The 26,821-nt window shown below is 46.4% G+C and carries 22 protein-coding genes; 9 read left to right on the top strand and 13 right to left on the bottom strand.

Annotated elements, in window-relative coordinates:
• Positions 1 to 120: 120 nt before the first annotated feature.
• From hemG to R7Z78_RS21875, 3 genes are read right to left on the bottom strand one after another with little or no spacing between them, the layout of a single operon-like run.
• Complete coding sequence (hemG, locus tag R7Z78_RS21885) at positions 121 to 648, bottom strand: menaquinone-dependent protoporphyrinogen IX dehydrogenase (RefSeq protein ID WP_005378894.1); 528 nt, start codon at positions 646 to 648, stop codon at positions 121 to 123.
• Between the two features lie 9 nt (positions 649 to 657).
• Positions 658 to 2,115: a TrkH family potassium uptake protein gene (locus R7Z78_RS21880; protein ID WP_005378893.1), complete on the bottom strand. Its 1,458-nt coding sequence runs from the start codon at positions 2,113 to 2,115 to the stop codon at positions 658 to 660.
• A gap of 46 nt (positions 2,116 to 2,161) precedes the next feature.
• On the bottom strand, positions 2,162 to 2,785 hold the full coding sequence (locus R7Z78_RS21875) for a YigZ family protein (protein WP_025768945.1): 624 nt from the start codon (positions 2,783 to 2,785) through the stop codon (positions 2,162 to 2,164).
• Positions 2,786 to 3,046: 261 nt separating this feature from the next.
• Here R7Z78_RS21875 and fadB point away from each other — a divergent pair, with 261 nt between their 5' ends.
• From fadB to R7Z78_RS21860, 3 genes are all read left to right on the top strand, one after another.
• Complete coding sequence (gene fadB, locus R7Z78_RS21870) at positions 3,047 to 5,218, top strand: fatty acid oxidation complex subunit alpha FadB (protein WP_054579435.1); 2,172 nt, start codon at positions 3,047 to 3,049, stop codon at positions 5,216 to 5,218.
• Between the two features lie 14 nt (positions 5,219 to 5,232).
• Positions 5,233 to 6,408 (top strand): acetyl-CoA C-acyltransferase FadA, encoded by a 1,176-nt coding sequence (gene fadA, locus R7Z78_RS21865; RefSeq protein ID WP_169643941.1) that lies wholly within the window; start codon positions 5,233 to 5,235, stop codon positions 6,406 to 6,408.
• A 252-nt stretch (positions 6,409 to 6,660) separates the two neighbouring features.
• Positions 6,661 to 7,641, top strand: a complete 981-nt coding sequence (locus R7Z78_RS21860; protein WP_054730021.1) for an MDR family oxidoreductase — start codon at positions 6,661 to 6,663, stop codon at positions 7,639 to 7,641.
• Positions 7,642 to 7,693: 52 nt separating this feature from the next.
• Here R7Z78_RS21860 and R7Z78_RS21855 read toward each other — a convergent pair whose 3' ends face one another.
• Together R7Z78_RS21855 and R7Z78_RS21850 are read right to left on the bottom strand one after the other, a co-directional pair.
• The gene (locus R7Z78_RS21855) at positions 7,694 to 8,638 is read right to left on the bottom strand and encodes a LysR family transcriptional regulator (protein WP_017821924.1); all 945 of its coding nucleotides are present in this window, start codon (positions 8,636 to 8,638) and stop codon (positions 7,694 to 7,696) included.
• A 168-nt stretch (positions 8,639 to 8,806) separates the two neighbouring features.
• The gene (locus R7Z78_RS21850; RefSeq protein WP_005378880.1) at positions 8,807 to 8,989 is read right to left on the bottom strand and encodes a hypothetical protein; all 183 of its coding nucleotides are present in this window, start codon (positions 8,987 to 8,989) and stop codon (positions 8,807 to 8,809) included.
• Positions 8,990 to 9,122: 133 nt separating this feature from the next.
• On the opposite strand from R7Z78_RS21850, the gene tusA reads away from it, so the two are divergent.
• Positions 9,123 to 9,371, top strand: coding sequence for a sulfurtransferase TusA (gene tusA, locus R7Z78_RS21845; protein ID WP_033906598.1), 249 nt, complete (start codon positions 9,123 to 9,125; stop codon positions 9,369 to 9,371).
• 44 nt (positions 9,372 to 9,415) lie between these two features.
• Here tusA and R7Z78_RS21840 read toward each other — a convergent pair whose 3' ends face one another.
• Complete coding sequence (locus tag R7Z78_RS21840; protein ID WP_005378878.1) at positions 9,416 to 9,676, bottom strand: hypothetical protein; 261 nt, start codon at positions 9,674 to 9,676, stop codon at positions 9,416 to 9,418.
• Between the two features lie 160 nt (positions 9,677 to 9,836).
• Positions 9,837 to 10,391, bottom strand: a complete 555-nt coding sequence (locus tag R7Z78_RS21835) for a TMEM165/GDT1 family protein (RefSeq protein WP_005378877.1) — start codon at positions 10,389 to 10,391, stop codon at positions 9,837 to 9,839.
• A 484-nt stretch (positions 10,392 to 10,875) separates the two neighbouring features.
• Between R7Z78_RS21835 and glyQ the strand changes: the two genes are divergently transcribed.
• The 4 genes from glyQ (at position 10,876) to R7Z78_RS21815 (ending at position 17,625) form a co-directional block, all read left to right on the top strand.
• Entirely contained in the window at positions 10,876 to 11,805 is a 930-nt protein-coding gene (gene glyQ / locus R7Z78_RS21830) for a glycine--tRNA ligase subunit alpha (RefSeq protein ID WP_064376850.1), read from the top strand.
• 1 nt (position 11,806) lies between these two features.
• The gene (glyS, locus tag R7Z78_RS21825) at positions 11,807 to 13,873 is read left to right on the top strand and encodes a glycine--tRNA ligase subunit beta (RefSeq protein WP_005378875.1); all 2,067 of its coding nucleotides are present in this window, start codon (positions 11,807 to 11,809) and stop codon (positions 13,871 to 13,873) included.
• Between the two features lie 184 nt (positions 13,874 to 14,057).
• Positions 14,058 to 16,142 carry an alpha-amylase gene (locus tag R7Z78_RS21820; RefSeq protein WP_169643940.1) on the top strand — a complete coding sequence of 695 codons (2,085 nt, stop codon included), beginning with the start codon at positions 14,058 to 14,060 and terminating at the stop codon, positions 16,140 to 16,142.
• A gap of 229 nt (positions 16,143 to 16,371) precedes the next feature.
• Positions 16,372 to 17,625: a valine--pyruvate transaminase gene (locus tag R7Z78_RS21815; protein ID WP_025768941.1), complete on the top strand. Its 1,254-nt coding sequence runs from the start codon at positions 16,372 to 16,374 to the stop codon at positions 17,623 to 17,625.
• A 126-nt stretch (positions 17,626 to 17,751) separates the two neighbouring features.
• Here R7Z78_RS21815 and R7Z78_RS21810 read toward each other — a convergent pair whose 3' ends face one another.
• From R7Z78_RS21810 to dnaA, 6 genes are all read right to left on the bottom strand, one after another.
• A complete protein-coding gene (locus R7Z78_RS21810; RefSeq protein WP_005378857.1) occupies positions 17,752 to 18,189 on the bottom strand; it encodes an Hsp20 family protein in 438 nt (145 codons plus the stop codon).
• A gap of 533 nt (positions 18,190 to 18,722) precedes the next feature.
• Entirely contained in the window at positions 18,723 to 19,139 is a 417-nt protein-coding gene (locus R7Z78_RS21805; protein WP_104975723.1) for a GreA/GreB family elongation factor, read from the bottom strand.
• Positions 19,140 to 19,482: 343 nt separating this feature from the next.
• Positions 19,483 to 21,900, bottom strand: a complete 2,418-nt coding sequence (gene gyrB, locus R7Z78_RS21800; RefSeq protein WP_005378841.1) for a DNA topoisomerase (ATP-hydrolyzing) subunit B — start codon at positions 21,898 to 21,900, stop codon at positions 19,483 to 19,485.
• Positions 21,901 to 21,913: 13 nt separating this feature from the next.
• Positions 21,914 to 22,993 carry a DNA replication/repair protein RecF gene (recF, locus tag R7Z78_RS21795; RefSeq protein ID WP_104975721.1) on the bottom strand — a complete coding sequence of 360 codons (1,080 nt, stop codon included), beginning with the start codon at positions 22,991 to 22,993 and terminating at the stop codon, positions 21,914 to 21,916.
• Between the two features lie 9 nt (positions 22,994 to 23,002).
• Complete coding sequence (gene dnaN / locus R7Z78_RS21790) at positions 23,003 to 24,103, bottom strand: DNA polymerase III subunit beta (protein WP_005394106.1); 1,101 nt, start codon at positions 24,101 to 24,103, stop codon at positions 23,003 to 23,005.
• Between the two features lie 63 nt (positions 24,104 to 24,166).
• A complete protein-coding gene (gene dnaA, locus R7Z78_RS21785; protein ID WP_005378835.1) occupies positions 24,167 to 25,573 on the bottom strand; it encodes a chromosomal replication initiator protein DnaA in 1,407 nt (468 codons plus the stop codon).
• 412 nt (positions 25,574 to 25,985) lie between these two features.
• Between dnaA and R7Z78_RS21780 the strand changes: the two genes are divergently transcribed.
• On the top strand, positions 25,986 to 26,732 hold the full coding sequence (locus tag R7Z78_RS21780; protein WP_005378831.1) for an amino acid ABC transporter substrate-binding protein: 747 nt from the start codon (positions 25,986 to 25,988) through the stop codon (positions 26,730 to 26,732).
• The last annotated feature ends 89 nt before the right edge of the window (positions 26,733 to 26,821 follow it).

Here is a 26,821-nt window from a genome sequence, read left to right as displayed (position 1 = left end):
TCAGCGAGGTGGCATTATAGAGATTGCGATCACATTGGCAAGCCCTTTTTCTCGTTTTTTTTGATTTTTTTATCGTTCGGATAAATTTGCATCAAAAGCGGTCAAAAGAGCACGTTATTTCTACAGTTCTCTAAATTTATCTGCGAAAAGAGCCACTTTTTCCCAATTGGTGTACTCCACCTCTTTGGTCGTATCGGTTTCGCCACCCGTCATCGACATAATGAACCTAATCATAGTTCTGTCGAACCAGCTATAACGTGGGTAATAAAGTGCACCAGCAAAAACACCGATTAGCGTTGGTTTCCAAGGCGACTTAATTAGGAACTTGCGAATGTAGGCACTACCTTCAGGTGTATCCTTTCCTTGGTCCTCTTTACGAGCGGTTAGGTTTACGCAGAAAAATGCCACTTTATTTTGCTCCAATTGATTGAGGTTTCGCTCAATAAACTGGTATAGCTTTTTATTAAGATGGCCATAGCGAATAGAGGCGCCTATCAATACTCTGTCGTATTGGCTGAAGTCAATCGTCTCGACATTATGTAAATCCACCAGCTCACAATCGAAATCTGGAAGTTGTTCATCTATATAGTGGAGAATTTTTTTAGTCTGCCCTTCGCGGGAAGAGTATAGAAATAATGCTTTTGCCACGATTTCCCCTTAGCTACGCCAAAACGTCGGCGTAAGTAGAATAAGTAAGGTAAAGATTTCCAAACGACCAAACAGCATAGAAACTATTAATACCCATTTTGCTTTGTCGTTAACATCACCAAAGTGAAGCGCCACTTCTCCCAAGCCAGGACCGAGGTTGTTCAGAGTCGCAGCCACCGCCGAGAACGCACTGAGCTCATCCATTCCTGTTGCAATCAACCCCAACATACAAACCACAAATACCAATGCGTATGCGGAGAAGAAACCCCAAACCGCATCGACAACACGTTGCGGTAGGGCACTGCCACCTACTTTGATGGTGTAAACCGCGCGTGGATGGACTAAACGTTTTAGTTCACGCGCACCTTGTAAGGTAAGAAGCAGGATACGGATCACTTTCATGCCGCCGCCTGTTGAACCAGCACAACCACCTATAAAGGAAGAGAACAATAACAGCACAGGTAAGAAGAGCGGCCAATCCGCAAAACCTGTTGTCGTAAAGCCCGCTGTTGTGGATATTGATACGGTTTGGAACAGAGCCTGATCGAAAGCATCGTATGTCGATGTGTAAGAATGATGTTTCAGTAATAATAGAAAGCAAATGATAAATAGCAGCACTTGAATAAACAAGAAGGCGCGAAACTCAGGATCTTTCCAGTAATACTTGGGATGTACGCCACCTGATGCAAATGCAGCAAAGTGCAGTGTGTAATTACATGCAGATATAAGCAGAAAAACCACAGTAATCAGGTTAATCGCGTAACTATCAAAATATCCGATGCTGGCATCGTGGGTAGAGAAGCCGCCAATAGCAATGGTGGAAAAGCTGTGACTGATGGCGTCAAATGGCGTCATACCAGCTAACCAAAAAGCCGAAGCACAGGCGATAGTCAGGCTCAAATAGATGTACCAAAGCGCCTTAGCAGTTTCTGCTATGCGCGGCGTCACTTTAGTGTCCTTGACTGGACCAGGGATCTCGGCGCGGTAAAGCTGCATACCACCAATGCCAAGTACTGGCAAAATCGCCACCGCTAATACGATGATTCCCATACCGCCGAACCACTGCAGTAACTGTCGATAGAATAGAATCGCTTTAGGTAACTCATCCAAACCAACAATAACGGTCGCCCCGGTCGTCGTGAGAGCAGAAAACGATTCAAAAAACGCATCTGTCACTGAGACGTTCGGGTTGTCAGCAATGAGAAAGGGGATCGAGCCTGCACTGCCAAGTACTGTCCAGAATAAGACGACAATAAGAAAGCCATCTCGAGCTTTAAGCTCGTGCTTATACCTGCGGTTTGGGTACCAACAAACGGCCCCACAAAACAGCAGAACAAAAAATGTCGTGACAAAAGGCACACCAGCACCATCTCGATAGATCAGCGCAACGAGTGCTGGCGCAAGCATAGTGACACTAAAGAGTGCGAGCAGTAGCCCGACGATTCGAATAATTGAACGAAATTGCATGGATAAATTGACTAGCGAAGCTGTCCCTGTTGCTTCCTGTTTTTCATTATTGTCCGTCTAGCGGAGTGACAATTGCCTTTGCCCCGCTTTTATTAATGATTGCTTGGGTAAACGCGCTCACTTCTCGAAGCTCAATTTCCACCACTAATACGACCTGATCGCTGTATTCAGCCTCGACTTCTATCGCACCAAATTGCGGCATGATTGATTGTGCGATCGGCATAAACCCATAGTCTAACGTTAGTCTGAGCTTTGTGGTTATTTTTTTCTCAATAGTTTGAAGCAGCTTGAGCGCTTGTTGTACCCCACCCCCATACGCTTTAACCAAGCCGCCTGTACCTAACTTGATTCCACCAGAGTATCGCGTGACCACAGCCGTGATCTCCCCCACACCAGATCCAGACAGCTGAGCAAGGATCGGTTTACCTGCCGTCCCTGAAGGTTCTCCATCATCACTAAAGCCCCACTGCATCGAATCTTCTGGTCGACTAGCAACAAAGCCCCAACAGTTATGTCTAGCATCAGCGTGTTTAGCTTTGATTTGATCAACAAATGCTTTTGCAGCTTCGATACTTGGCGTGTGTGCCAAATAAGTAATGAAGACGCTCTTTTTAATTTCTTCTTCAAATTGAGCGGGCTCTGCTGGAATCAGATAAGGCTTGTCATTCATAGGATTATGGATTCAGGTTTATTTGCCTGAAGTCTATCACGAGTGTGATTTACCCGTCGCATAAGATCTGCCACAGCGCACAATGTTAAACACTTGTTTAAAAAATGTATTGAAATTAGACAATCCACGATCCAAACTAACTTTACTGGTCAAACCAGAACAAAAATAAAACGACTTCCTCGATACCTATTTGCCGAGGTACACGGCGTCGTTGAAATAGGTATACAGACAATCCACGATTGTATGTCATGGAGATAGACAATGATTTACCAAGCCGAAACCCTACAGGTAAAGGAAATACAAGATGGTATTGCAGAGCTAAGCTTCTGCTCTCCAAAATCCGTCAACAAACTCGACCTAGCGACATTGGAATCGCTAGATAAAGCTCTTGATGCGCTCATTGCCCATCAAGGCCTCAAGGGGTTGTTGCTCACTTCAGATAAAGACGCATTCATTGTAGGCGCAGACATTACCGAGTTTTTAGGTCTGTTTGCTAAAACGGATGCCGAGCTCGACCAATGGCTGCAATTTGCTAATAGCATCTTTAACAAATTAGAAGACTTACCCGTTCCGACCATCTCAGTGATCAAAGGCCACGCTCTTGGTGGCGGTTGTGAATGTGTGCTAGCAACAGACATGCGTATTGGTGACAAAACCACCAGCATCGGCCTACCAGAAACGAAACTGGGAATCATGCCTGGCTTTGGTGGTTGTGTACGCTTACCTCGCGTTATTGGCGCAGACAGCGCAATGGAAATCATCACCCAAGGTAAAGCATGCCGTGCGGATGAAGCATTGAAAATTGGCTTACTCGATGCAGTTGTAGAGACTGATGCTTTATACGAATCAGCACTACAAACTCTTAACTCTGCAATTAACGAGAAACTTGACTGGCAAGCACGCCGAGCACAGAAAACATCTCCGCTAACGCTGAGTAAGCTTGAATCAATGATGAGCTTCACCATGGCGAAGGGTCTGGTGGCACAAAAAGCAGGCCCTCACTACCCTGCCCCAATGACAGCCGTTATCACGATTGAAGAAGGTGCTCGCTTTGCACGTAATGAAGCGTTAGACATTGAACGTAAGCACTTCGTGAAATTGGCTAAATCGGAAGAAGCAAAATCACTCGTTGGCCTATTCCTTAATGATCAATACATCAAAGGCATTGCGAAAAAAGCAGCGAAGTCAGCAAGTAAAGACACGCAACGTGCAGCCGTGTTAGGTGCAGGTATCATGGGTGGCGGCATTGCTTACCAATCAGCGCTAAAAGGTGTGCCAGTCTTAATGAAAGACATCGCGCAAGCGTCGCTCGACCTAGGCATGACTGAAGCATCTAAGCTGCTGAATAAACGCTTATCTCGCGGTCGCATTGATGGCTTTAAGATGGCGGGTATTTTAGCGTCAATCACACCGAGCTTACATTACGCAGGTATTGAAAACTCTGATGTGATTGTTGAAGCTGTCGTTGAAAACCCGAAAGTAAAAGCAGCAGTTTTAAGTGAAGTTGAATCCCATGTCGGTGACGACACCGTTATCACCTCAAACACCTCAACGATTCCTATCAACCTATTGGCAAAATCACTAAAACGCCCAGAAAACTTCTGTGGTATGCACTTCTTCAACCCAGTGCATCGTATGCCTCTTGTTGAGATCATCCGTGGTGAGCACACCTCTGATGAAACCATCAATCGTGTTGTGGCGTATGCTGCGAAAATGGGCAAATCACCAATTGTCGTTAATGACTGCCCAGGGTTCTTCGTTAACCGCGTATTGTTCCCATACTTTGGCGGCTTCAGCATGCTACTTCGTGATGGTGCTGACTTTACGAAAATCGACAAAGTCATGGAGCGTAAGTTTGGCTGGCCGATGGGACCGGCGTACTTGCTTGACGTAGTCGGCATTGATACCGCGCACCACGCACAAGCTGTGATGGCTGACGGTTTCCCTGAGCGTATGGGTAAACAAGGTCGTGATGCGATTGATGCACTGTTCGAAGCAGACAAATATGGTCAGAAAAATGGTAATGGCTTCTACAGCTACACCATAGATAAAAAAGGTAAGCCGAAGAAAACCTTCTCCGAAGCGATCTTACCGGTACTTGCTGACGTTTGTGCCGATAAGCAGGACTTTGACGATCAGACCATCATTCAACGTATGATGATTCCAATGATCAACGAAGTGGTGCTGTGCCTACAAGAAGGCATCATCGCAACTCCGCAGGAAGCAGATATGGCATTGGTTTATGGTCTTGGTTTCCCTCCATTCCGCGGTGGCGTATTCCGCTATCTAGACAGCGTGGGTATTGCTGAATACGTTGAAATGGCAAAACAACACGCCGAGCTAGGTGCGATGTACCAAGTACCGCAAATGCTGATTGATATGGCTGCGAAAGGTGAAAGCTTTTACGGTGCACAACAGCAAGGTTCTATCTAAGGAGGGATTCTAAAATGACTAATCAAACAAGAAATGTTGTCGTAGTCGATTGTCTACGTACTCCAATGGGTCGCTCTAAAGGTGGTGCTTTCCGTCATACACGAGCAGAAGATCTATCTGCGCGCCTAATGAAAGGCATTCTTGCGCGTAACCCACAAGTGAACCCAAGCGAGATTGAAGACATCTACTGGGGCTGTGTACAGCAAACACTAGAGCAAGGCTTTAACGTTGCACGTAATGCGGCGCTGCTTGCTGGTCTGCCGATTGAAATTGGCGCCGTGACGGTGAACCGCTTGTGTGGCTCATCAATGCAAGCGCTTCACGATGGTACACGTGCCATCATGACTGGCGATGCTGAAATCTGCCTAATTGGTGGTGTTGAGCACATGGGGCATGTGCCAATGAACCACGGTGTAGACTTTCACCCAGGTATGTCAAAGAACGTAGCAAAAGCTGCGGGCATGATGGGCTTAACGGCTGAAATGCTGGGTAAATTACATGGCATTAGCCGTGAGCAACAAGACGAGTTTGCCGCTCGCTCTCACGCTCGTGCGCACGCAGCAACCGTAGAGGGTCGTTTTAAAAACGAAATTCTACCAATTGAAGGCCACGCAGCAGACGGCACACTGTTCACTCTGGATTATGACGAAGTGATTCGCCCTGAAACATCCGTTGAAGGTCTATCTCAACTTCGCCCAGTGTTCGACCCTGCAAACGGTACAGTAACAGCCGGTACATCATCGGCTCTGTCCGATGGTGCATCAGCGATGTTGATCATGAGCGAAGAGAAAGCCAATGAGCTTGGCTTGAATATTCGTGCACGTATTAAAGGCATGGCCATTGCGGGCTGCGATCCTTCTATTATGGGTTACGGTCCTGTACCTGCGACGAAAAAAGCGCTCAAGCGTGCCGGTCTTTCAATTGAAGACATGGATGTGGTTGAGCTAAACGAAGCATTTGCCGCGCAGTCTCTGCCGTGTGCTAAAGACTTAGGCCTGCTTGATGTTATGGATGAGAAAGTCAACCTTAATGGTGGTGCGATAGCATTGGGTCATCCACTCGGCTGTTCTGGTTCACGTATCTCAACAACGTTGATCAACCTAATGGAAGCGAAAGACGCGAAATACGGTCTGGCCACCATGTGTATCGGTTTGGGTCAGGGCATTGCGACAGTATTTGAACGACCATAACAGTTCAAGACGTTGTTGTAGTGATCGAGCCAACAATCATAAGCAAATGAACTAATACTAAAATTTTTAGTATTACACTTAAGGGCGACAATTGATGTCGCCCTTTTTGTTTTACATCAAACATGCATGAAGAGCATACATTAAATGCTCAAGTTTCATTTTATTCATAGACAAAGAAGACATACACTTAGACCAGTTGATATCTTGCTGCATGTGACCCAGAGTCATGCTACCGCACAATCGGAGAACCTTATGTTTAATGCTCTAGTTCTAAATCAAGAAGACAAACGTACTATCGCTAACATCGAGCAAATCGATGAAACACAACTGCCTGAAGGCGACGTTCTGATTGACGTTGATTACTCATCGTTAAACTACAAAGACGGTCTTGCGATCACAGGTAAAGGTAAAATCATCCGTAACTTCCCGATGGTGCCAGGTATTGACCTAGCAGGTACGGTAGTAAGCTCAGAAGACGACCGCTACCAAGCTGGTGACAAAGTTGTCCTTACTGGCTGGGGCGTGGGTGAAAACCACTGGGGTGGTATGTCTCAGCGTGCTCGTCTAAAAGCAGATTGGCTAGTACCACTACCAAAAGGTCTAGACAGCAAGAAAGCAATGATGGTTGGTACTGCTGGTTTCACAGGCATGCTATGTGTTCAAGCACTGCTTGATGCAGGCATCAAACCTGAAAATGGTGAAATCCTTGTAACTGGCGCAAGTGGCGGTGTAGGCTCAGTCGCAGTAACGCTTCTAGCACAGCTTGGCTACAAAGTTGCTGCAGTGACAGGTCGTGTAGAGAAAAACGGCCCGCTACTTGAAAAACTAGGTGCTAGCCGCATCATCGACCGTACTGAATTTGAAGAACCAGCACGTCCGCTTGAAAAACAAGTATGGGCAGGTGCGGTTGATACTGTAGGCAGCAAAGTACTAGCAAAAGTATTGGCGCAAATGGATTACAACAGTGCAGTTGCAGCTTGTGGTCTTGCAGGTGGTTTTGATCTACCAACCACAGTGATGCCGTTCATCCTACGTAATGTTCGCCTACAAGGTGTGGACTCAGTAATGTGCCCAACAGAGAAACGTATCGCAGCATGGGAAAAGCTGGTCGAGCTACTACCAGACAGCTACTTCGAGCAAGCGTGTACTGAAGTTGCTCTTACTGAAGCACCGAAATATGCAGAAGACATCACCAACGGTCAAGTAACGGGTCGTGTGGTTATCAAGCTATAAACACTGACTCAGTGTAAACAGACGAAGAGCCGGCATTGCTGGCTCTTTTTTGTTAGCAGTTCAGTCCCATATCTTCGATACGTTTAGCTATCAGACGGCTACACTCTTCACGCACAATCGTTCTTAACCATTCTTGAGCGGGAGAATGCTCGCAACGCGCATGCCAAATCATCGAGTATTCAAACGGCGTGAATTGGAATGGTAACGGTTTCACCACCAAGTCATAACGCTCGGCAACCAGATACGCCAAGTCCGCTGGCACTGTGATGATAATTGGCAAGGTATCCATGATCGCCAATGCGGCTTCTAAATGATAAGCCCGCAGAACCATTTTACGCTTAGGTTTCTCCATCAAAGCTTGTTCGATCAGTGCCTTAACACCATCACTGATGGCGATCATGGCATGTGGATGACTCAGATAATCATCCAAGCTCATTTCTTTATTCGCTAATGGATGCTGTTTTGAAAGCATACACAGCACCCCCACTCGCCCCAACACTTCACTGCGTAGAGGCTCCACCGGGCCTGTCGGGCGACAAATCGCTAAGTCTGCACCTTCATAAGTGAGCTGATCTGATAAACGGTCGTGTTGCAGTGGTAAGAAGTTGAAAGACACATTTGGTGCTTCTTGGTAAATTCTCGGCAAAGCGAACGGTAATATCGTTTGCATGGCATAATCGGTGGTCACGATGTTGAAAGTCTGTACGCATTGCAATGGGTCAAACTCAACCGGAGATAACAACTGACGTAAAGACTCTAATGGCTCGCCCAATGAGCGATCGATCTCTAACGCTTTCTGAGTTGGGATCAAATGCTGTCCCTGACGAGTAAACAGCGGGTCTCCCAATAAGTCGCGTAGACGACCAAGCACACGACTCATTGCCGATTGACTCAAGTTCAGACGTGTTGCCGCCTTACTGACACTGTTTTCTTCTATCAGTACTCGCAACGCAACCAGTAAATTTAAATCTCGGCGATAGATATCTTCCAGTTCCACGAATTAGCCACTTATTTTGTATGTGTTTGGGTAAATTGTACTCTTTAGGCAAAAAAAATCCCGCCTTTCAGCGGGGAAGCCCAAGAAAAATGGGGATAGTGTCGGAATGAAGTGTCGGTAAAAAATAGGTGAGCGTTATTAAAAGCATTCTGATCCAAGCAAGAAGCGCTAATTTTCTTGCTCAGATGCGCCAGACCATCTGCGCATCTCGATCCAAATCCCAATAATAGTGGCAACCATGCCTACGAGAGGCGTCAAAGAGGTGTCAGCTGGCGTCCTAAGTACCAATGCACAGAACGAGATAAAACACAGCACTGAGTAAATCGTAAGTCTGTCTAACGCTGTTAACATTGCCTCTCCCTTGCCAGTTGTTACCAAATTGTTAATTTAAGGTAAAACAAAAAATTCGGTTTGCCAAGTGGTTATTGAATATTTTTTCAACGAAAGTAAAATTCAACGCTCAGTTAGTTACGAGAATCACACTATGAGCTTTAATCCTGAACTGGCAAACAAGACATTAGAGGCGCAAGGACTGCGCTGCCCAGAGCCAGTGATGATGGTCAGGAAGACAATTCGCAACATGCAAGATGGTGAGATTTTGCTGGTCAAAGCAGACGATCCATCCACGACTCGAGACATTCCGAGTTTCTGCCGCTTTATGGACCACCAGTTAGTTGCGGCACAAACGGAGCAAGTTCCGTATCAGTACCTGATCAAGAAAGGATTGGAATAATCTGGTCGAACTAAAAACGGCAGCCTATATTGGCTGCCGTTTGTTTATTCGTCGTATTCGAGTGTGCGAACTTCTGATTGGAGCTTGTTAAGTTGTTTCTTCATTGCCCGCATCTCTTCATGCATAGGAATGATGTGAGCGACACGAATCCACGCTTCTACTGTCAATCCAGTAAGAACGAACGATCCTGCTACAATCGGTAACCACATATCAGTTAGCACCATCGCTAGTAAACACAGCGCTAAACCAAAAGTGAATAAATAACTCTGACTCTTCGGGGACATCCCCATGTAACGTGTAAGCATAAACTTGCCCTCTCGCTATCATTCACACCATTAAACTACCATGACAAGTATGACACTTATATGTCATCCGTCACGCAACGGAACGATTTAGAGTCAGAGTTTGAACTCGCGCAGCACGCTACTAATGATTGATAACTCACATCATTTCACGTGCAAAAAATCAGAACAGTGCAGCCCCTATTGCCAGAGCAATAAACAAAAATGCGGTGATTTTACGGATCAGCCCTAAAGGCATCTTGTCGGCCGACAATTTACCAATCAGGACCACAGGTACATTCGCCAGCAGCATACCGATTGTGGTACCGATAATCACCAAACTTAACGCATCCGCGTATTGCGCCCCTAAGATGGAAGTGGCGATCTGAGTTTTATCGCCTATCTCCGCAACGAAGAACGCGATAAAGCTGGCAATAAATGGGCCTCGATTAGAAATCTGCTCGTCATCATCCAGTTTGTCCGGGATCAGAACCCAAGCCGCCATCGCGACAAAACTGACCACCAGCACCCACTTTAAAATCTCAGGTGATAGATAGTCTGCGACAACCACACCTAACCATGCAGCCAAAGCGTGGTTGGCAATAGTTGCCAAAAAGATTGCTGCAATAATTGGGATTGGTTTTCGGTAACGACTTGCGAGTAATAGAGATAGCAATTGGGTCTTATCGCCAATTTCTGCTAACGCTACAGTAGTAATTGAAATAGCTAAAACGCTCACGACATGCTCATTGGGGCAGGGATTATTATTTTTAACCGAAGACAAACCTCACGCCCCTACCCCGGTTCGTGATGATTTGTCTAAGGTCTTGCTAAACTTGAAAGGCTTCAAGTCTCGAACGCCATGGTGATTTTGCACCAATTATGTTGACGGACGAACCAGATGAAACAGAAACTTCATCAGGTAAGCTACTCCCCAAAGACAGGCGCAATTCTAGCCACCTTTGTTGCGCTTCTCAAGAGCCAAAGCAGGCGAAAACTCCCTTTTAGGAAAAATACAGCAGATAACGCGGTAAAAATTCATTAAAGGAGAAAATCGCCCACGAATTAATCAAGATTAGCTCTACTCCCATGCTCAATATCTGGTTATACTAGATTGTTAATTTATTCAACCGTAATTACTCTTTATCGCCGTTGTTAGAGTTGAAAAACTCGGCATAGATGACGAATTAACGAGTAACAAGAGAATCGCGCGAACCTGACTTATGCAAAAATACGATATCAAAACCTTCCAGGGAATGATCCTCGCGCTGCAGGATTATTGGGCTCAAAATGGTTGTACCATTGTTCAACCGCTAGATATGGAAGTGGGTGCGGGTACCTCTCACCCAATGACCTGTCTACGAGCGCTTGGCCCAGAGCCAATGTCGACAGCTTACGTACAACCTTCACGTCGTCCTACTGATGGCCGTTACGGTGAAAACCCTAACCGTCTTCAGCACTACTACCAATTCCAAGTAGCGCTAAAACCATCGCCTGACAATATTCAAGAGTTGTACCTTGGCTCCCTTGAAGTTCTTGGTATTGACCCTCTTGTACACGACATCCGTTTCGTAGAAGACAACTGGGAAAACCCAACACTAGGCGCATGGGGTCTAGGCTGGGAAGTTTGGCTAAACGGCATGGAAGTGACTCAGTTTACTTACTTCCAGCAAGTTGGCGGTCTTGAGTGTAAGCCAGTTACTGGTGAGATCACTTACGGTATCGAACGTCTAGCAATGTACATCCAAGAAGTAGACTCTGTTTACGACCTAGTTTGGAACATCGCACCAGACGGCAGCAAAGTGACTTACGGTGACATCTTCCACCAAAATGAAGTAGAGCAATCGACTTACAACTTCGAGCACGCAGACGTGGAATTCCTATTTGGTTTCTTCGAACAGTGCGAGAAAGAGTGTAAAGAGCTGCTTGAGCTTGAAAAGCCACTGCCACTACCTGCTTACGAGCGCATTCTAAAAGCTGGTCACGCATTCAACCTACTAGACGCACGTAAAGCGATCTCAGTAACTGAACGCCAACGTTACATCCTACGCATCCGCAACCTGACTAAAGCAGTTGCAGAAGCATACTACGCATCGCGTGAAGCTCTAGGCTTCCCAATGTGTAAGAAAGAACAAGCGCAAGGGGTAGAGTAACATGGCAAAAGAATTTCTAATCGAGCTAGGTACAGAAGAGCTACCACCAACGCAACTTCGCACTCTAGCTGAAGCATTCGCAGCAAACTTCGAAGCAGAACTAAAAGGCGCTGAGCTTGCTCACGAAGGCGTTAAATGGTTCGCGGCACCTCGTCGTCTTGCACTTAAAGTCGCAGCACTAGCAGACAGCCAGTCTGACAAAGTTGTTGAAAAACGTGGTCCTGCGGTTTCTGCAGCGTTTGACGCGGAAGGCAACCCAACAAAAGCGGCTCAAGGCTGGGCACGCGGTTGTGGCATCACGGTTGACCAAGCAGAGCGCATGGTTACAGACAAAGGTGAATGGCTACTGTTCAAACAAGAAGTGAAAGGTCAGCCAACGTCTGAGATCGTAGTTGAACTTGCAGCGAAAGCACTAGCAAACCTACCTATCGCAAAACCAATGCGCTGGGGTAACAAAACGACTCAATTTATCCGTCCAGTTAAGACGCTAACCATGCTAATGGGCAGCGACCTAATCGAAGGCGAGATCCTTGGTGTCGCTTCTGATCGCACTATCCGTGGTCACCGCTTCATGGGTGAGCAAGAGTTCACTATCGATTCTGCTGAACAATACCCTGCGATCCTAGAAGAGCGCGGTAAAGTAATGGCAGATTACGAAGCGCGTAAAGCAATCATCCTAGCTGACGCACAAAAAGCAGCAGCAGCGGTTGGCGGTATCGCTGACCTAGAAGATGACCTAGTAGAAGAAGTAACGTCTCTGGTTGAATGGCCAGTAGTACTAACAGCGAAGTTCGAAGAAGAGTTCCTAAAAGTGCCTTCTGAAGCGTTGGTTTACACCATGAAAGGTGACCAAAAATACTTCCCTGTTTATGACGAAAACAAGAAGCTACTACCTAACTTCATCTTCGTATCGAACATCGAATCAAAAGAGCCTCGTTACGTAATCGAAGGTAACGAGAAAGTAGTTCGCCCTCGTCTTGCTGACGCAGAGTTCTTCTTCAACACAGACCGTAAGCGTCCGCTTATCGACCGTCTGCCTGAACTAGAGCAAGCGATCTTCCAAAAGCAACTGGGTACGATCAAAGACAAAACAGACCGCATCACAGAGCTTGCTGGCTACATTGCTGAGCAAATCGGTGCTGACGTTGAGAAATCAAAGCGTGCTGGTCTACTAGCAAAATGTGACCTAATGACCTCAATGGTATTCGAATTCACGGATACTCAAGGTGTGATGGGTATGCACTACGCTCGCCACGACGGTGAAGCAGAAGAAGTTGCAGTAGCACTGAACGAGCAATACATGCCTCGTTTCGCAGGTGATGAACTGCCATCAAACGGTGTTTCAACTGCAGTTGCAATGGCAGACAAGCTAGACACTATCGTAGGTATCTTCGGTATTGGTCAAGCGCCTAAAGGCAGCGACCCATTCGCACTACGCCGCGCATCTCTAGGTGTACTACGTATCATCGTTGAATACGGCTACAACCTAGATCTTGTTGACCTAGTAGCGAAAGCGAAGTCACTATTTGGCGACCGCCTAACCAACGACAACGTTGAACAAGACGTTATCGAGTTCATGCTTGGTCGTTTCCGTGCTTGGTACCAAGACGAAGGCTTCAGCGTAGACATCATTCAAGCGGTTCTAGCTCGTCGTCCGACTAAACCAGCAGACTTCGACCAACGAGTTAAAGCGGTTTCTCACTTCCGTGAACTAGAAGCAGCAGAGTCTCTAGCAGCAGCGAACAAACGTGTAGGTAACATCCTAGCGAAATTCGACGGTGAACTAGCAGCAGACATCGACCTAGCACTTCTACAAGAAGACGCAGAGAAAGCACTAGCAGAAAGCGTTGAAGTAATGACAGAAGCGCTAGAGCCAGCATTTGCTACAGGTAACTACCAAGAAGCCCTAAGCAAGCTAGCTGACCTACGTGAACCAGTTGATGCGTTCTTTGATAACGTAATGGTAATGGCAGACGACGAAGCACTTAAGAAGAACCGTCTGACACTACTGAACAACCTGCGTAACCTGTTCCTACAGATCGCAGACATTTCTTTGCTTCAAAAGTAATTCATTACTCTTCGGAGTGATTAAGAAATAAGTAAAAGGGAAGCAGATGCTTCCCTTTTTTGTTGCCTTTGTGAACAAGACTAAAATTTGTAGGGTGAGACGCGTTTAACTTGTTGGTGTAGAGCTCGGATTGTAGAGGCACAGTTTTGCTATAACTGGACTGTTTATTCGGGGGAAGGACACAATGAAAAAAACAATTCTCGCACTCTCTATCGGTCTACTGAGCGCCTGCAGCCAGATTCCAGAAAATGCCATCGTATTAAGCGTTGGTGATGACACCGCTGTTTTTGAGGAAAACTCACAGGGCTTACTTGTCGCCGAGCAAAAACTCGAAAAAGGCAGTTACACCTTTACCATTGCTGACAGCAAGCAAAGTTGTGGCAGTAGCTTTGCCCTAGCAGAAGAAGATCGCATCAAGTTCAATCGTCCATTAAAAATGGATAACTGCGCCACTGATGCACAAATGCCGCTGCGCATCTTCAAAGCCAATACCTATCAATTTACGCTCAATCCAACCACCAACGAGCTGACGGTAAGAATCAAACCAAAACAGACTCAGGACATCACCTACTCTTGCCCTGTCGCAACTGACACGCCAAAAACCATCAATGTTGCTCAAACCTTTAATGATGGCACTGTGGTTCGTGACGCCTTAACCGGACAAGAAACCACTGTCGCCAATGGCAGCGTCACCATGCAGCCGGGTCCTATGAGCCAAGGTCTATTGCTGCTAGAAGAGGTTGAACAGCAAGCCGATAAACCATTTAGCTGGGATAACGCGACGGTGTACTTCGTCATGACCGACCGCTTCTACAACGGTAACCCAGACAACGACAACAGCTACGGTCGCAGCAAAGATGGAAAATACGAGATTGGCACCTTCCACGGTGGTGACTTGGCGGGTCTGACGAAAAAACTCGATTACATCGAATCACTTGGTGTGAATGCTATCTGGATAACCTCGCCACTGGAACAAATCCACGGTTGGGTTGGCGGCGGCGATAAAGGCGACTTTAAGCACTATGGTTACCACGGCTACTATCACCAAGATTGGACCAAGCTTGATGCTAACATGGGTACCGAAAATGAACTCAGAACCTTCGTCGATACTGCCCATAAAAAAGGTATCCGCGTGATTTGGGATGTGGTCATGAACCACACTGGCTACGCAACATTAGCAGACATGCAGGAATTCGGCTTTGGTCAGCTTTACCTTGATGACCAAGAAGCCAAAGAAGTCCTCGGTGAAAAATGGACCGACTGGCAGCCAAAATCAGGACAAAGCTGGCATAGCTTCAACGATTACATCAAATACGGGGATAGCGAAGCGTGGGATAAATGGTGGGGCAAAGGTTGGATCCGCACCGACATTGGCGATTACGATGCGCCGGGATACAACGACATCACCATGTCTTTGAACTACTTACCGGATCTCAAAACCGAATCAACTCAGAAAACCGGACTACCAAACTTCTTCCGCAATAAAGACACCAATGCGCAAGATGAACTGCAAACCCCGCGTGAGCATCTGATTACGTGGTTATCCGACTGGGTACGTGACTATGGCATTGATGGCTTTCGCGTCGACACCGCTAAACACGTTGAAATGGAAGCGTGGGCAGAGTTGAAAGCCAGCACCACTCAAGCCCTTGCCCAGTGGAAGCAAAACAATCCAGACAAAGCACTAGATGACCTGCCATTTTGGATGACAGGTGAAGTATGGGCACACAGCGTGGTGAAGAGCCCGTATTTCGACAACGGCTTCGACTCCATCATCAACTTCGAGTTCCAATCTGATGTAGCACCAAAAGCGCTGAAGTGTTTCGCTCAACTTGATAATGATTACCGCCGTTATGCAGAACGCATCAATACCGATCCTGAGTTCAACGTGTTGAGCTACCTGTCTTCACACGATACACAACTGTTTTGGTCAGCGCGCAGCCGCAGCTTTGATGACCAAGCACGTGCAGCAAATGCACTGATGCTGGCTCCCGGTGCAGTACAAATCTATTACGGTGATGAGATAGCTCGTGATTTTGGCATTACTGGTTCAGACGCCCACCAAGGCACACGCTCAGATATGCCATGGGATAAGATTCATGGCGAGCGAGAAGATCTACTGAAACATTGGCAAAAGTTGGGTGAATTCCGTAAACGCCACCCAGCAGTTGCTCAAGGTAAGCACATCACTCGCAACCAAGAAGGTTACTACGCGTTTGAACGCCAATACCAAGACGACAAGGTGTTGATTGTTTACACCGGTGAGTAAATCACACTCTCTCCACCAGCAAGGGAAGCATAAGCTTCCCTTTTTTATTGTTCTTTTTGCCATTTAGTCTCGTCCCTCTGGTCTGATGACACACTTTTTTCTTTTTCGGCTTAATTCACACTTTGCGTTAATTACACATTGAGGTAAGGTCAAGGATTACTCGATAAGCCGATAAAACATCGGCATAAACATACACAAAGCAATCACAATGAATTAGGTATAAGTCAGCATGCAGTTCTCAAAGTTTGGTGAAAAATTTAATCAGTATTCAGGTATTACGCAGTTAATGGACGATTTGAATGATGGTCTGCGCACACCAGGTGCCATCATGCTCGGTGGAGGTAATCCTGCCGCCATTCCTGCCATGCTCGATTACTTTCACCAAGCCAGTGAGGAAATGCTCGCCAGTGGGGAGCTCGTCGCCGCCCTCGCCAACTACGATGGCCCGCAGGGTAAAGACGCGTTCGTCAAAGCGCTAGCTCAGTTATTCCGTGAAACTTACGGCTGGGATATTTCAGAAAAAAACATCAGCCTAACTAACGGCAGCCAAAGTGGCTTCTTCTACTTGTTCAACTTGTTGGCAGGTAAACAGCCAGATGGTTCGCATAAGAAAGTGCTACTGCCTATCGCACCTGAGTACATCGGTTATGGTGATGCAGGCATTGATGAAGATATCTTTATCTCTTACCACCCAGAAATCGAGCTGTTAGATAACGGTCTGTTTAAATACCACGTCGATTTTGAGCAGCTAACCGTCGACGACTCTGTTGCGGCAATCTGTGCATCTCGTCCAACCAACCCAACGGGTAATGTACTGACAGACGAAGAAGTACGTAAGCTGGACAAGCTAGCACGTGAGAACAACATCCCGCTGATCATCGATAACGCCTACGGTCTACCTTTCCCGAACATCATCTTTGAAGATGTCGAACCGTTCTGGAATGAAAACACCATCCTATGCATGAGCCTATCTAAACTTGGCTTGCCAGGTGTGCGTTGTGGGATTGTGATTGCGAGTGAAGAAATCACTCAAGCATTAACCAATATGAACGGCATCATCAGCCTAGCTCCAGGCAGTGTTGGGCCTGCGTTGGCAAACCACATCATTGGTAAAGGCGATCTGCTTAAACTGAGTTCAGAGGTGATTAAGCCGTTCTACAAGCAAAAATCACAACGTGCGGTTGAACTGCTCCAACAAGCAATTACCGATGAGCGATTCCGCATCCACAAGCCGGAAGGCGCTATCTTCTTGTGGTTATGGTTTGATGAACTGCCAATCACAACAATGGAACTGTACCAACGCTTGAAAGCGCGTGGCGTATTGATTGTCCCTGGTGAATATTTCTTTATTGGTCAGCAAGACGAGTGGGATCACGCGCACCAATGCCTGCGTATGAACTACGTTCAAGATGATGAGATGATGCAAAAAGGCATTGCGATTATCGCTGAAGAAGTGGAAAAGGCTTACCGCGAAGGTAAATAGACGGATTGAACTCAGCCGTTCTTCTCTTTGAAATTACAGCTTTAAAATAGCGGATTTGAAAACCCCAAACTAAAAAGAGCGCCCATATGGCGCTCTTTCTCATTCTATAACCGGGTGGTTAACTGATTAGTTGTTCTCAATCAGGTTGTTGCCACCGATAGCAATCTTACGTGGTTGCATGGCTTCAGGGATTTCACGAACTAAATCAATATGAAGCAGACCGTTTTCCATTGATGCACCCACGACTTTTACGTAATCCGCTAGCTGGAATTTACGTTCAAAATCACGTTCTGCAATACCTTGGTAAACGTAGTTTTTGCCTTCTTCTGCTTTACGCTCGCCCTTCACGATCAACATGTTTTCATTTTGAGTTAGATCGAGCTGTTCTTCAGCAAAGCCAGCAACGGCCATAGTAATACGGTAGTTGTGCTCGTCTTTTTGCTCAATGTTGTATGGAGGGTAACCGCCAGAAGTATTTTTCGCTGTATTCGCTTCCATCAGGTTTAGCAGACGATCAAAGCCAATTGCATTACGGTATAGTGGTGAGAAATCTACATTACGCATAAATCTATCCTCTTAATTAAGCAATAGTCTTAGTTCAGATGAGTTTCATCCTACTGGCGTGTTTATGCAAAAACCAACGCCGAACTAAGAGATTCTTATCATTCCACTGGCCTTGGTTTGGCTCGGAGACATGATATTGAATCTAAAGGTTTAAGTTGTGTGCTAAAACGCCATATCCTCTTCTGAGCGATCTCGTTTTAGCGATTTCAGAGGGCTGGTCTTCTAGTCTCTAGCAAGCCAGTCACCCTCTTCGTAACTAGATATAAGGTCGTCAAAAATGACTTTCAAGGGAAAAAATAAAAAATTTTTAAAGCATCCACTATCCCCTTGAACAGCTTAGTTCCTCATCACTTCGCGATCAGTGATAAAAAGCCCGCCGTTCTGGAGGGCTCAATCTACACTTTACTTGCGGGAGGATTTACGCGCTTTTACAACGCCCTTTTCTGCCGCCTTTTCCTGCTTTAGTTTGCGCTTTTCTTTTAGACTCAACTGCGGTTGTTTCTTTTCTTTCTTACTCATGACTTCACCTCTATTTATTGGCACAACAGACAACCACACAGCATTTTCTGAGCTGGTGGCTGCGATTGATGAACAATTTCAGTAATCACAAAGCAGCGTCGCTGATTAAAAATTTCCACTTCGAGCGCATCATTTTTAGCTCGACCTAACAGTCGAGACCCCAAATAAGAATCGACCGCGAGCATACCTGTCATGGGTTGCCCCTTGCGCGAGCTGACCAATGTCATGCGATATTGATAGGCGCGTTCAACATCCACTAAGCGAACCGTGTCCCCAACCGCAATACGAGTTCGGTTACGGCAATGGGCTTGTTGCTCGCAGATTTCAAATAGCGATAACAACCTTAGTGGTGATTGATAGGTTAAAAAGCGACTGGTTAACCACCAAGTTCGCAGCGCCAAGCAGTACGCTGAGAACCAGCGTTCAAACATGATTATTTCCTTCTTAATGCCTTGTCTTACAAATAAATTCAGTGCATTGAACCGGAAGTGCATCACTTCCGGCTTAGTTCAGGAAAGTCATCACCATTTTCTTAGTCTCCTTATTCATCAGCTCTTCAGCACTATAGCGAGCAGAAAAAAGAAAGCAAAAGCGCTCAAGCGAACAAAATGGCGAGAAAAAAAGAAAACAGATATAAAATGGCAGGCTTGATCGCGTTGTTGGCAGTTAGTACCAGAAAAACATCCGCTTTAGCAGAAAGTGGCGATTTTAGCTGGTGGTAAAACAAAAAAAGCAGCGATTTCTCGCTGCTTTTTACTATCACGAACAGTGTCGTTATACGTCTAGGTTCGCTACTTTCAGTGCGTTCTCTTCGATGAAGTTACGACGAGGCTCTACTTGGTCACCCATTAGCGTCGTGAACAGTTGATCTGCGCCTACCGCATCTTCAATCGTTACCTGCATCATACGACGTGTTTCTGGGTCCATGGTGGTTTCCCAAAGTTGGTCTGGGTTCATCTCACCTAGACCTTTGTAGCGCTGACGGCTTAATCCACGCATTGACTCTTTCACTAACCAGTCAAGCGCTTCTGCAAAGTTTGCCACTGGCATAGTACGCTCACCACGTTTGATGTACGCGCCTTCTTCCAGAAGTCCATCAAGTGCTTCTGATAGATCGGCCAACTTGCCGTACTCTTTCGAGTTTAGGAAGTCGATGCTAATTGCATGTTCGTGCGTCACGCCGTGAGTACGAACCACAATCTTAGGCAAGTTTAAGCCTAGCTCTTCGTGCTGCTCAACTTCGTAGCTGTACTGACTTGCACCCACTTCTTTCGCATTCAGCTGTTCAATAAGCTGCTTCGTCCAAGCTTCCACAACTGATGCGTCATGGCATTGCTCTGGCGTTAGGCGAGGAGTGTAAATCAACTCGTTTACCAAAGCACTTGGGTAGCGACGGCTCATACGTTCCGCCAGTTTAATACCCGCATTGTACTGTTGAACAAGCTTCTCTAGTGCTTCACCTGCCAGTGCAGGTGCTTCTGCGTTTACGTGTAGCGATGCATTGTCCAGAGCCAATGATACTTGGTATTGGTTCATCGCTTCTTCATCTTTGATGTACTGCTCTTGTTTGCCTTTTTTCACTTTGTATAGTGGTGGCTGAGCGATGTACACATAGCCACGCTCGATAAGCTCTGGCATTTGACGGTAGAAGAAGGTCAACAGTAGCGTACGGATGTGCGAACCATCGACATCGGCATCGGTCATGATGATGATGTTGTGGTAACGAAGCTTGTCCGGGTTGTACTCGTCACGACCGATACCACAACCTAGTGCGGTGATCAGTGTTGCTACTTCTTGAGAAGATAGCATCTTGTCGAAACGTGCTTTTTCTACGTTAAGAATCTTACCTTTTAGCGGTAGGATTGCTTGGTTCTTGCGGTTACGGCCTTGTTTTGCGGAGCCGCCTGCCGAATCACCCTCCACTATGTATAGTTCAGAGAGTGCCGGATCTTTTTCCTGACAGTCTGCAAGTTTACCTGGAAGGCCAGCTAGGTCTAGTGCACCTTTACGGCGCGTCATTTCACGAGCTTTACGCGCTGCTTCACGAGCACGTGCTGCATCGATGATTTTCGAACAAACCATCTTCGCTTCTGTCGGGTTCTCAATCAAGAACTCAGACAGTTTTTCACCCATTGCAGACTCAACAGCTGATTTCACTTCAGAAGAAACCAGTTTGTCTTTTGTTTGGCTTGAGAACTTAGGATCAGGCACTTTCACCGAAACAACCGCAGTTAGACCTTCACGCGCATCGTCGCCTGAAGTCGCTGTTTTCGCTTTCTTCGAGAAACCTTCTTTATCCATAAAGCTGTTCAATGTACGTGTTAGCGCAGCACGGAAACCAGCAAGGTGAGTACCACCATCACGCTGTGGGATATTGTTGGTAAAGCAGAAGATGTTCTCTTGGAAACCATCGTTCCATTGCATCGCCACTTCAACTGAAATGCCGTCTTCACGCTCAGAGTTAAAGTGGAAGATTTTTTCGATGATTGGCGTTTTGTTGGTGTTTAGGTGATCAACGAACGCTTGAATACCACCTTCATACATGAAGTGATCATGTTTGTCCGCTTCACGTTCATCAACCAATTTGATCGACACACCAGAGTTCAGGAATGACAGTTCACGCAGGCGTTTCGCCAGAATGTCATAGTGGAACTCAGTGTTAGAGAACGTCTCGGCACTTGGCCAGAAACGAATTTGTGTACCGGTTTTATCCGTATCACCCACAACGGCTAGTGGCGCTTGAGGCTCACCATGGCGGTAGGTTTGCGTATGGATATGGCCACCACGATGAATCGTTAGCTCAACTTTCTCTGATAGTGCGTTTACTACTGAAACACCTACCCCGTGAAGACCACCCGATACTTTGTATGAGTTATCGTCGAACTTACCACCCGCGTGAAGAACCGTCATAATTACTTCTGCTGCAGAGACATTTTCCTCTGAGTGGATTTCTGTTGGAATGCCACGACCATCATCGCTAACGGAAACCGAGTTATCCTCATGAATTGTCACAACGATGTCTTTACAGTGACCTGCCAACGCTTCATCAATTGAGTTATCCACCACCTCGAAAACCATGTGGTGAAGGCCGGTGCCGTCGTCCGTATCGCCGATGTACATTCCTGGACGCTTACGTACCGCATCCAGACCCTTCAGTACCTTAATACTCGATGAATCGTAATTTTCAGACATGAGTTTCTCTCTTCTAGTTTGACTCTATCCTGCCATGTTCCACATGAAACAATTTACCGTTATCGTCCAACATATCGGCGATTTGGCTTTCAGTGATAGAGCTTACAAATACTTGTGCGCCCGTCTCTTTTAAGCAGTCAGCAAGACGCTTGCGACGTTGGCTATCTAATTCCGACGCGAAGTCATCAATTAGGTAAATGCATTGTTTACCGGCCATCTCTGTCAGGTGTTGCCCTTGCGCGACACGCAATGCACACACCATGAGTTTTAATTGACCGCGTGACAGAACATCTTCAACGGGCGTTCCGTTCACTTTAATGCGCAAATCAGCTTTGTTTGGGCCACTAAAGGTGTATCCCAAAGCCTGATCACGCTCAAAATTCTTTTCTAGTATCTCGTGGTATGGAGTGTCTTTATCCCAGCCACGATAATACTTCAATTGGATCTCAAATTCTGGCAAAAATGTCTGACAGATAGTTTCTGCGACGGTTTTCATCTGCTCGATGTAACTTGCTCGCCATTGGCTGATGTTTTCAGCCAATCCTGCCATTTCCTGATCCCAATAACTGAGCTCACGATAACTATTGGCGGTTTTCAACAACGCGTTGCGCTGCTTGTTCAGGCGCTTGAACCTTCCCCATGCTTGATAAAAAGCGGGCTCGGTATGAAACACGCCCCAATCAATAAACGCACGACGATGTTTAGGGCCATCTGTCAGTAAATCAAACCCTTCTGGGTGTATCAACTGCAGAGGCAGAACTTGTGCCAACTGCGCTAATTTTTGTCCAGATTGACCGCCTATTTTAACCTCTGTTGAGCCATCACGCTGCTTATTAATGCCGATAGGTAGCTCAAATTGATCCGAGTTCAAAAAACGACCATGAACAAACAGTTCGTCACGCTCATTTTGTATCACTCGTCCGGTGAGAGAGCTCTTGAATGAGCGGCCATGCCCGAGCAGATAAACCGCTTCTAAGACACTGGTTTTACCGCTGCCGTTCGGCCCGATAAGAAAGTTAAAGCCTGCTGATAACTCAATATCACAGGCTTTAATGTTTCGAAACTGCTGAATGATGAGACGAGAAAGAGGCATTCAGTTGGCTTATAGACGAATTGGCATCACCACGTACATGGCACTGTCATCGTCGGCATTTTCAATCAACGCGCTAGCGTTAGCATCCGACATCGACACACGTACATTTTCACAACGCAACGTGTTCAGAACATCAAGCACATAGCTTACGTTAAAGCCGATTTCGATGGCGTCACCTTCAAAGGTTACATCAAGCATCTCTTCCGCTTCTTCTTGTTCTGGGTTATTCGCGGTTATGCGCATTTCAGTATCAGCCAGATTCACTCGCACGCCACGGAATTTTTCGTTGGAAAGAATCGCAGCACGAGAGAAGGCTTGGCGCAACTCGTCACAACTTGCTATTAGTGTCTTATTGGTGCTCTGAGGCAATACACGGCGGTAGTCAGGGAAACGACCATCAACCAACTTAGAGGTAAAAGTAAAGTTATTCACCTCAGCACGAACATTGGAGCTACCGATCTGAAGTACTACGGGCTGCTCTGGCGCATCCATCAACTTTACTAATTCTTGCACACCTTTGCGTGGCACGATGATTTGCTTCTGCGCAAAGTCCGCACCTAGCTGAGTTTGCGATACCGCCATACGGTGGCCGTCCGTCGCCACGCTGCGTAGCGTGGTGCCGTCAATTTCAAACAACATGCCGTTGAGGTAGTAACGAACGTCTTGATTCGCCATCGAGAACTGAGTTTTGTCGATCAGCGTACGTAAATCAGCTTGGCTCAGTGATACTTCCACTTCACTTTGCCAGTCTTCAATATTAGGGAAATCGTTCGCAGGAAGCGTTGCCAGCGAGAAACGGCTGCGACCAGAGCGAACTTGTACGCGATCACCTTCTAATACAAATGTGATGATCGCATCGTCCGGTAAACCACGGCAGATATCGAGAAACTTACGCGAAGGAACGGTAATGCTGCCCGCTTCAAAATCACCTTCTAGCGTCACTTTGCTTACTAACTCTACTTCAAGATCGGTTGCCGTCATCGACAATACGTTCTCTTCTACTTTAAGAAGTAGGTTACCCAGGATTGGCAGAGTTGGTCGGCCACCTAAAGCGCCCGAAACCTGCTGTAGCGGTTTGATTAAATGACTACGTTCAATGGTAAATTTCATGCTTGGCTCTTTACGCTGTCAGCTCAATAAATGATTTGCTTAGAATACCGTTATTCTAACCGATTACGAAGACAGGGTGCGAATCAAGTTAGAGTAATCTTCTTTAATGTCGTGGCTCTCTTCACGCAGCTGCTCAATCTTGCGACAAGCATGAAGTACGGTCGTATGATCGCGGCCCCCAAACGCATCGCCAATTTCAGGCAAGCTATGGTTGGTTAGTTCTTTTGCTAACGCCATAGCCAGCTGACGAGGACGCGCTACAGAACGAGAACGACGCTTAGACAGCAAGTCCGCTACTTTAATCTTGTAGTATTCCGCCACGGTCTTTTGAATGTTATCGATCGTCACAAGCTTCTCTTGTAGAGCAAGCAGATCGCGCAGCGCTTCACGAACAAAATCAATCGTAATTGGACGGCCAGTAAAGTTCGCGTTCGCAATAACACGGTTCAGTGCACCTTCGAGCTCACGAACGTTCGAACGCAGACGCTTGGCAATGAAGAATGCCACTTCATCAGCAAGGTGGATTTGGTGATCTTCAGCTTTTTTCATCAAGATCGCCACACGCGTTTCAAGCTCAGGCGGCTCGATCGCAACAGTAAGACCCCAACCAAAGCGAGATTTAAGACGATCTTCAACGCCATTAATTTCTTTAGGATAACGGTCAGACGTTAGAATGATCTGCTGATTACCTTCCAATAGTGCGTTGAAGGTATGGAAGAATTCTTCTTGTGAACGTTCTTTATTAGCAAAGAATTGGATGTCATCGATAAGGAGCGCATCCACGCTGCGGTAGTAGCGTTTGAATTCTTCAATCGCATTGTTTTGCAGCGCTTTTACCATGTCTTGCACAAAACGTTCTGAGTGCATGTAGACCACTTTTGCGTTCGGGTTGTTATCCACAATCGCGTTGCCCACCGCATGCAACAAGTGCGTTTTACCCAAGCCCGTGCCGCCGTATAGGAACAGCGGGTTGTATGCTGCACCAGGATTATCCGATACCTGACGCGCCGCAGCCAAACCCAGTTGGTTCGACTTACCTTCAACAAAGTTATCGAACTTGTGTTTTGGGTTCATGTTTGAGCGGTGATTGATAGCCGCAATCGCTTGAGCGTCGTCATCCCAGGTTTTGTGTACTGGCTTACGCGCCTGTAATTGCGCAGGTGCAGATGACTCGGCAGCCACATCTGCAGGCGTACGTGTCGGCGCTGGTTTTGGTGCAGAGACAGGTCGGCTCCCCACTTCAAAACGTAAGTTAGGAATATCGCCACCGCAGTATTCCTGCAGTAAGCGAGTAATATTGTTCAGATACTTATCACGCACCCAGTCCAACACGAAGCGGTTTGGCGCGAATAGAGTGAGAGTATTGTCATTGAGCTCCGCTTGTAGCGGACGAACCCACATGCTGAATTCTGTAGCTGGTAGCTCTTCTTGAAGCTGCTGCAAACATTGCAGCCAAAGCGAAGATGACACGGTGCCCCCACTGAGTAATTGAATTATCGGAAAAGACTGGCAATTTTACCTGTTGATAACCAAGATCGCCAGCGATTGATCGACGATCCAGTGAATAAGATCCAAGTTATTCACAATTATTTCTGCAAACTTGATGAGATCAACACACCTTGCCCCAAATTTGCCCACACAACGATCCACAATTGGGCAAAGTTCACAAGATCGAGCGATTGGTGATAAGTCTGTGTATTATTTTATTCCCAATGCTGATTTTGTCGATCATTTCGCTAGGTTCAGTTCGCATTTTCGTCACATTTAACATTCTTCTTCTATTATCTAATAACTCACAGGTCTAGGTTATTGCTCTTGGTTATTTATTTAATTGAGCTAACTAACAGTAGTATTTCCAACCATAAAATTATGGAGATGTATTATGAAAAACTGGATTAAGGTTGCCGTTGCAGCCATTGCACTGTCGGCAGCAACCGTACAAGCCGCTACTGAAGTCAAAGTTGGTATGTCAGGTCGCTACTTCCCGTTTACTTTTGTAAAGCAAGACAAGCTACAAGGCTTTGAAGTCGACATGTGGGATGAAATCGGTAAACGTAACGATTACAAAATCGAATACGTAACAGCCAACTTCTCTGGTTTATTTGGTCTTTTAGAAACTGGTCGTATCGATACGATCTCCAACCAAATCACCATGACTGATGAGCGTAAAGCTAAATACCTATTTGCTGACCCTTACGTTGTAGATGGCGCACAAATTACCGTGCGTAAAGGCAACGACAGCATCAAAGGTGTTGACGATCTTGCGGGCAAAACCGTTGCGGTGAACCTAGGCTCTAACTTTGAGCAACTGCTGCGTCAATACGACAAAGACGGCAAGATCAACATTAAAACGTACGACACAGGTATCGAACATGACGTGGCGCTCGGTCGTGCAGACGCGTTTGTAATGGATCGTCTTTCTGCGTTAGAGCTGATTAAGAAAACTGGCCTTCCTCTGGAATTGGCAGGCGAACCGTTTGAGACCATTCAAAACGCATGGCCTTTCGTTGACAACGAGAAAGGTCGTAAGCTGCAAGAAGAAGTAAACAAAGCACTGGCTGAGATGCGCGCAGATGGTACAGTAGAGAAAATTTCCGTGAAGTGGTTTGGCGCTGACATCACGAAATAAGAACTCTTTGTACTTTAGGCCGCAAAGTGGTATCACTCTCGGACTAAAATAAACTTACGTAAAGGTGGAACTTGTTTTCCACCTTTTCT

It is taken from the genome of Vibrio sp. 1167, from assembly GCF_033340375.1.
GTDB classification, from domain to species: Bacteria; Pseudomonadota; Gammaproteobacteria; order Enterobacterales; family Vibrionaceae; genus Vibrio; species Vibrio alginolyticus.
This window is presented reverse-complemented; position numbering and strand designations above follow the sequence as displayed.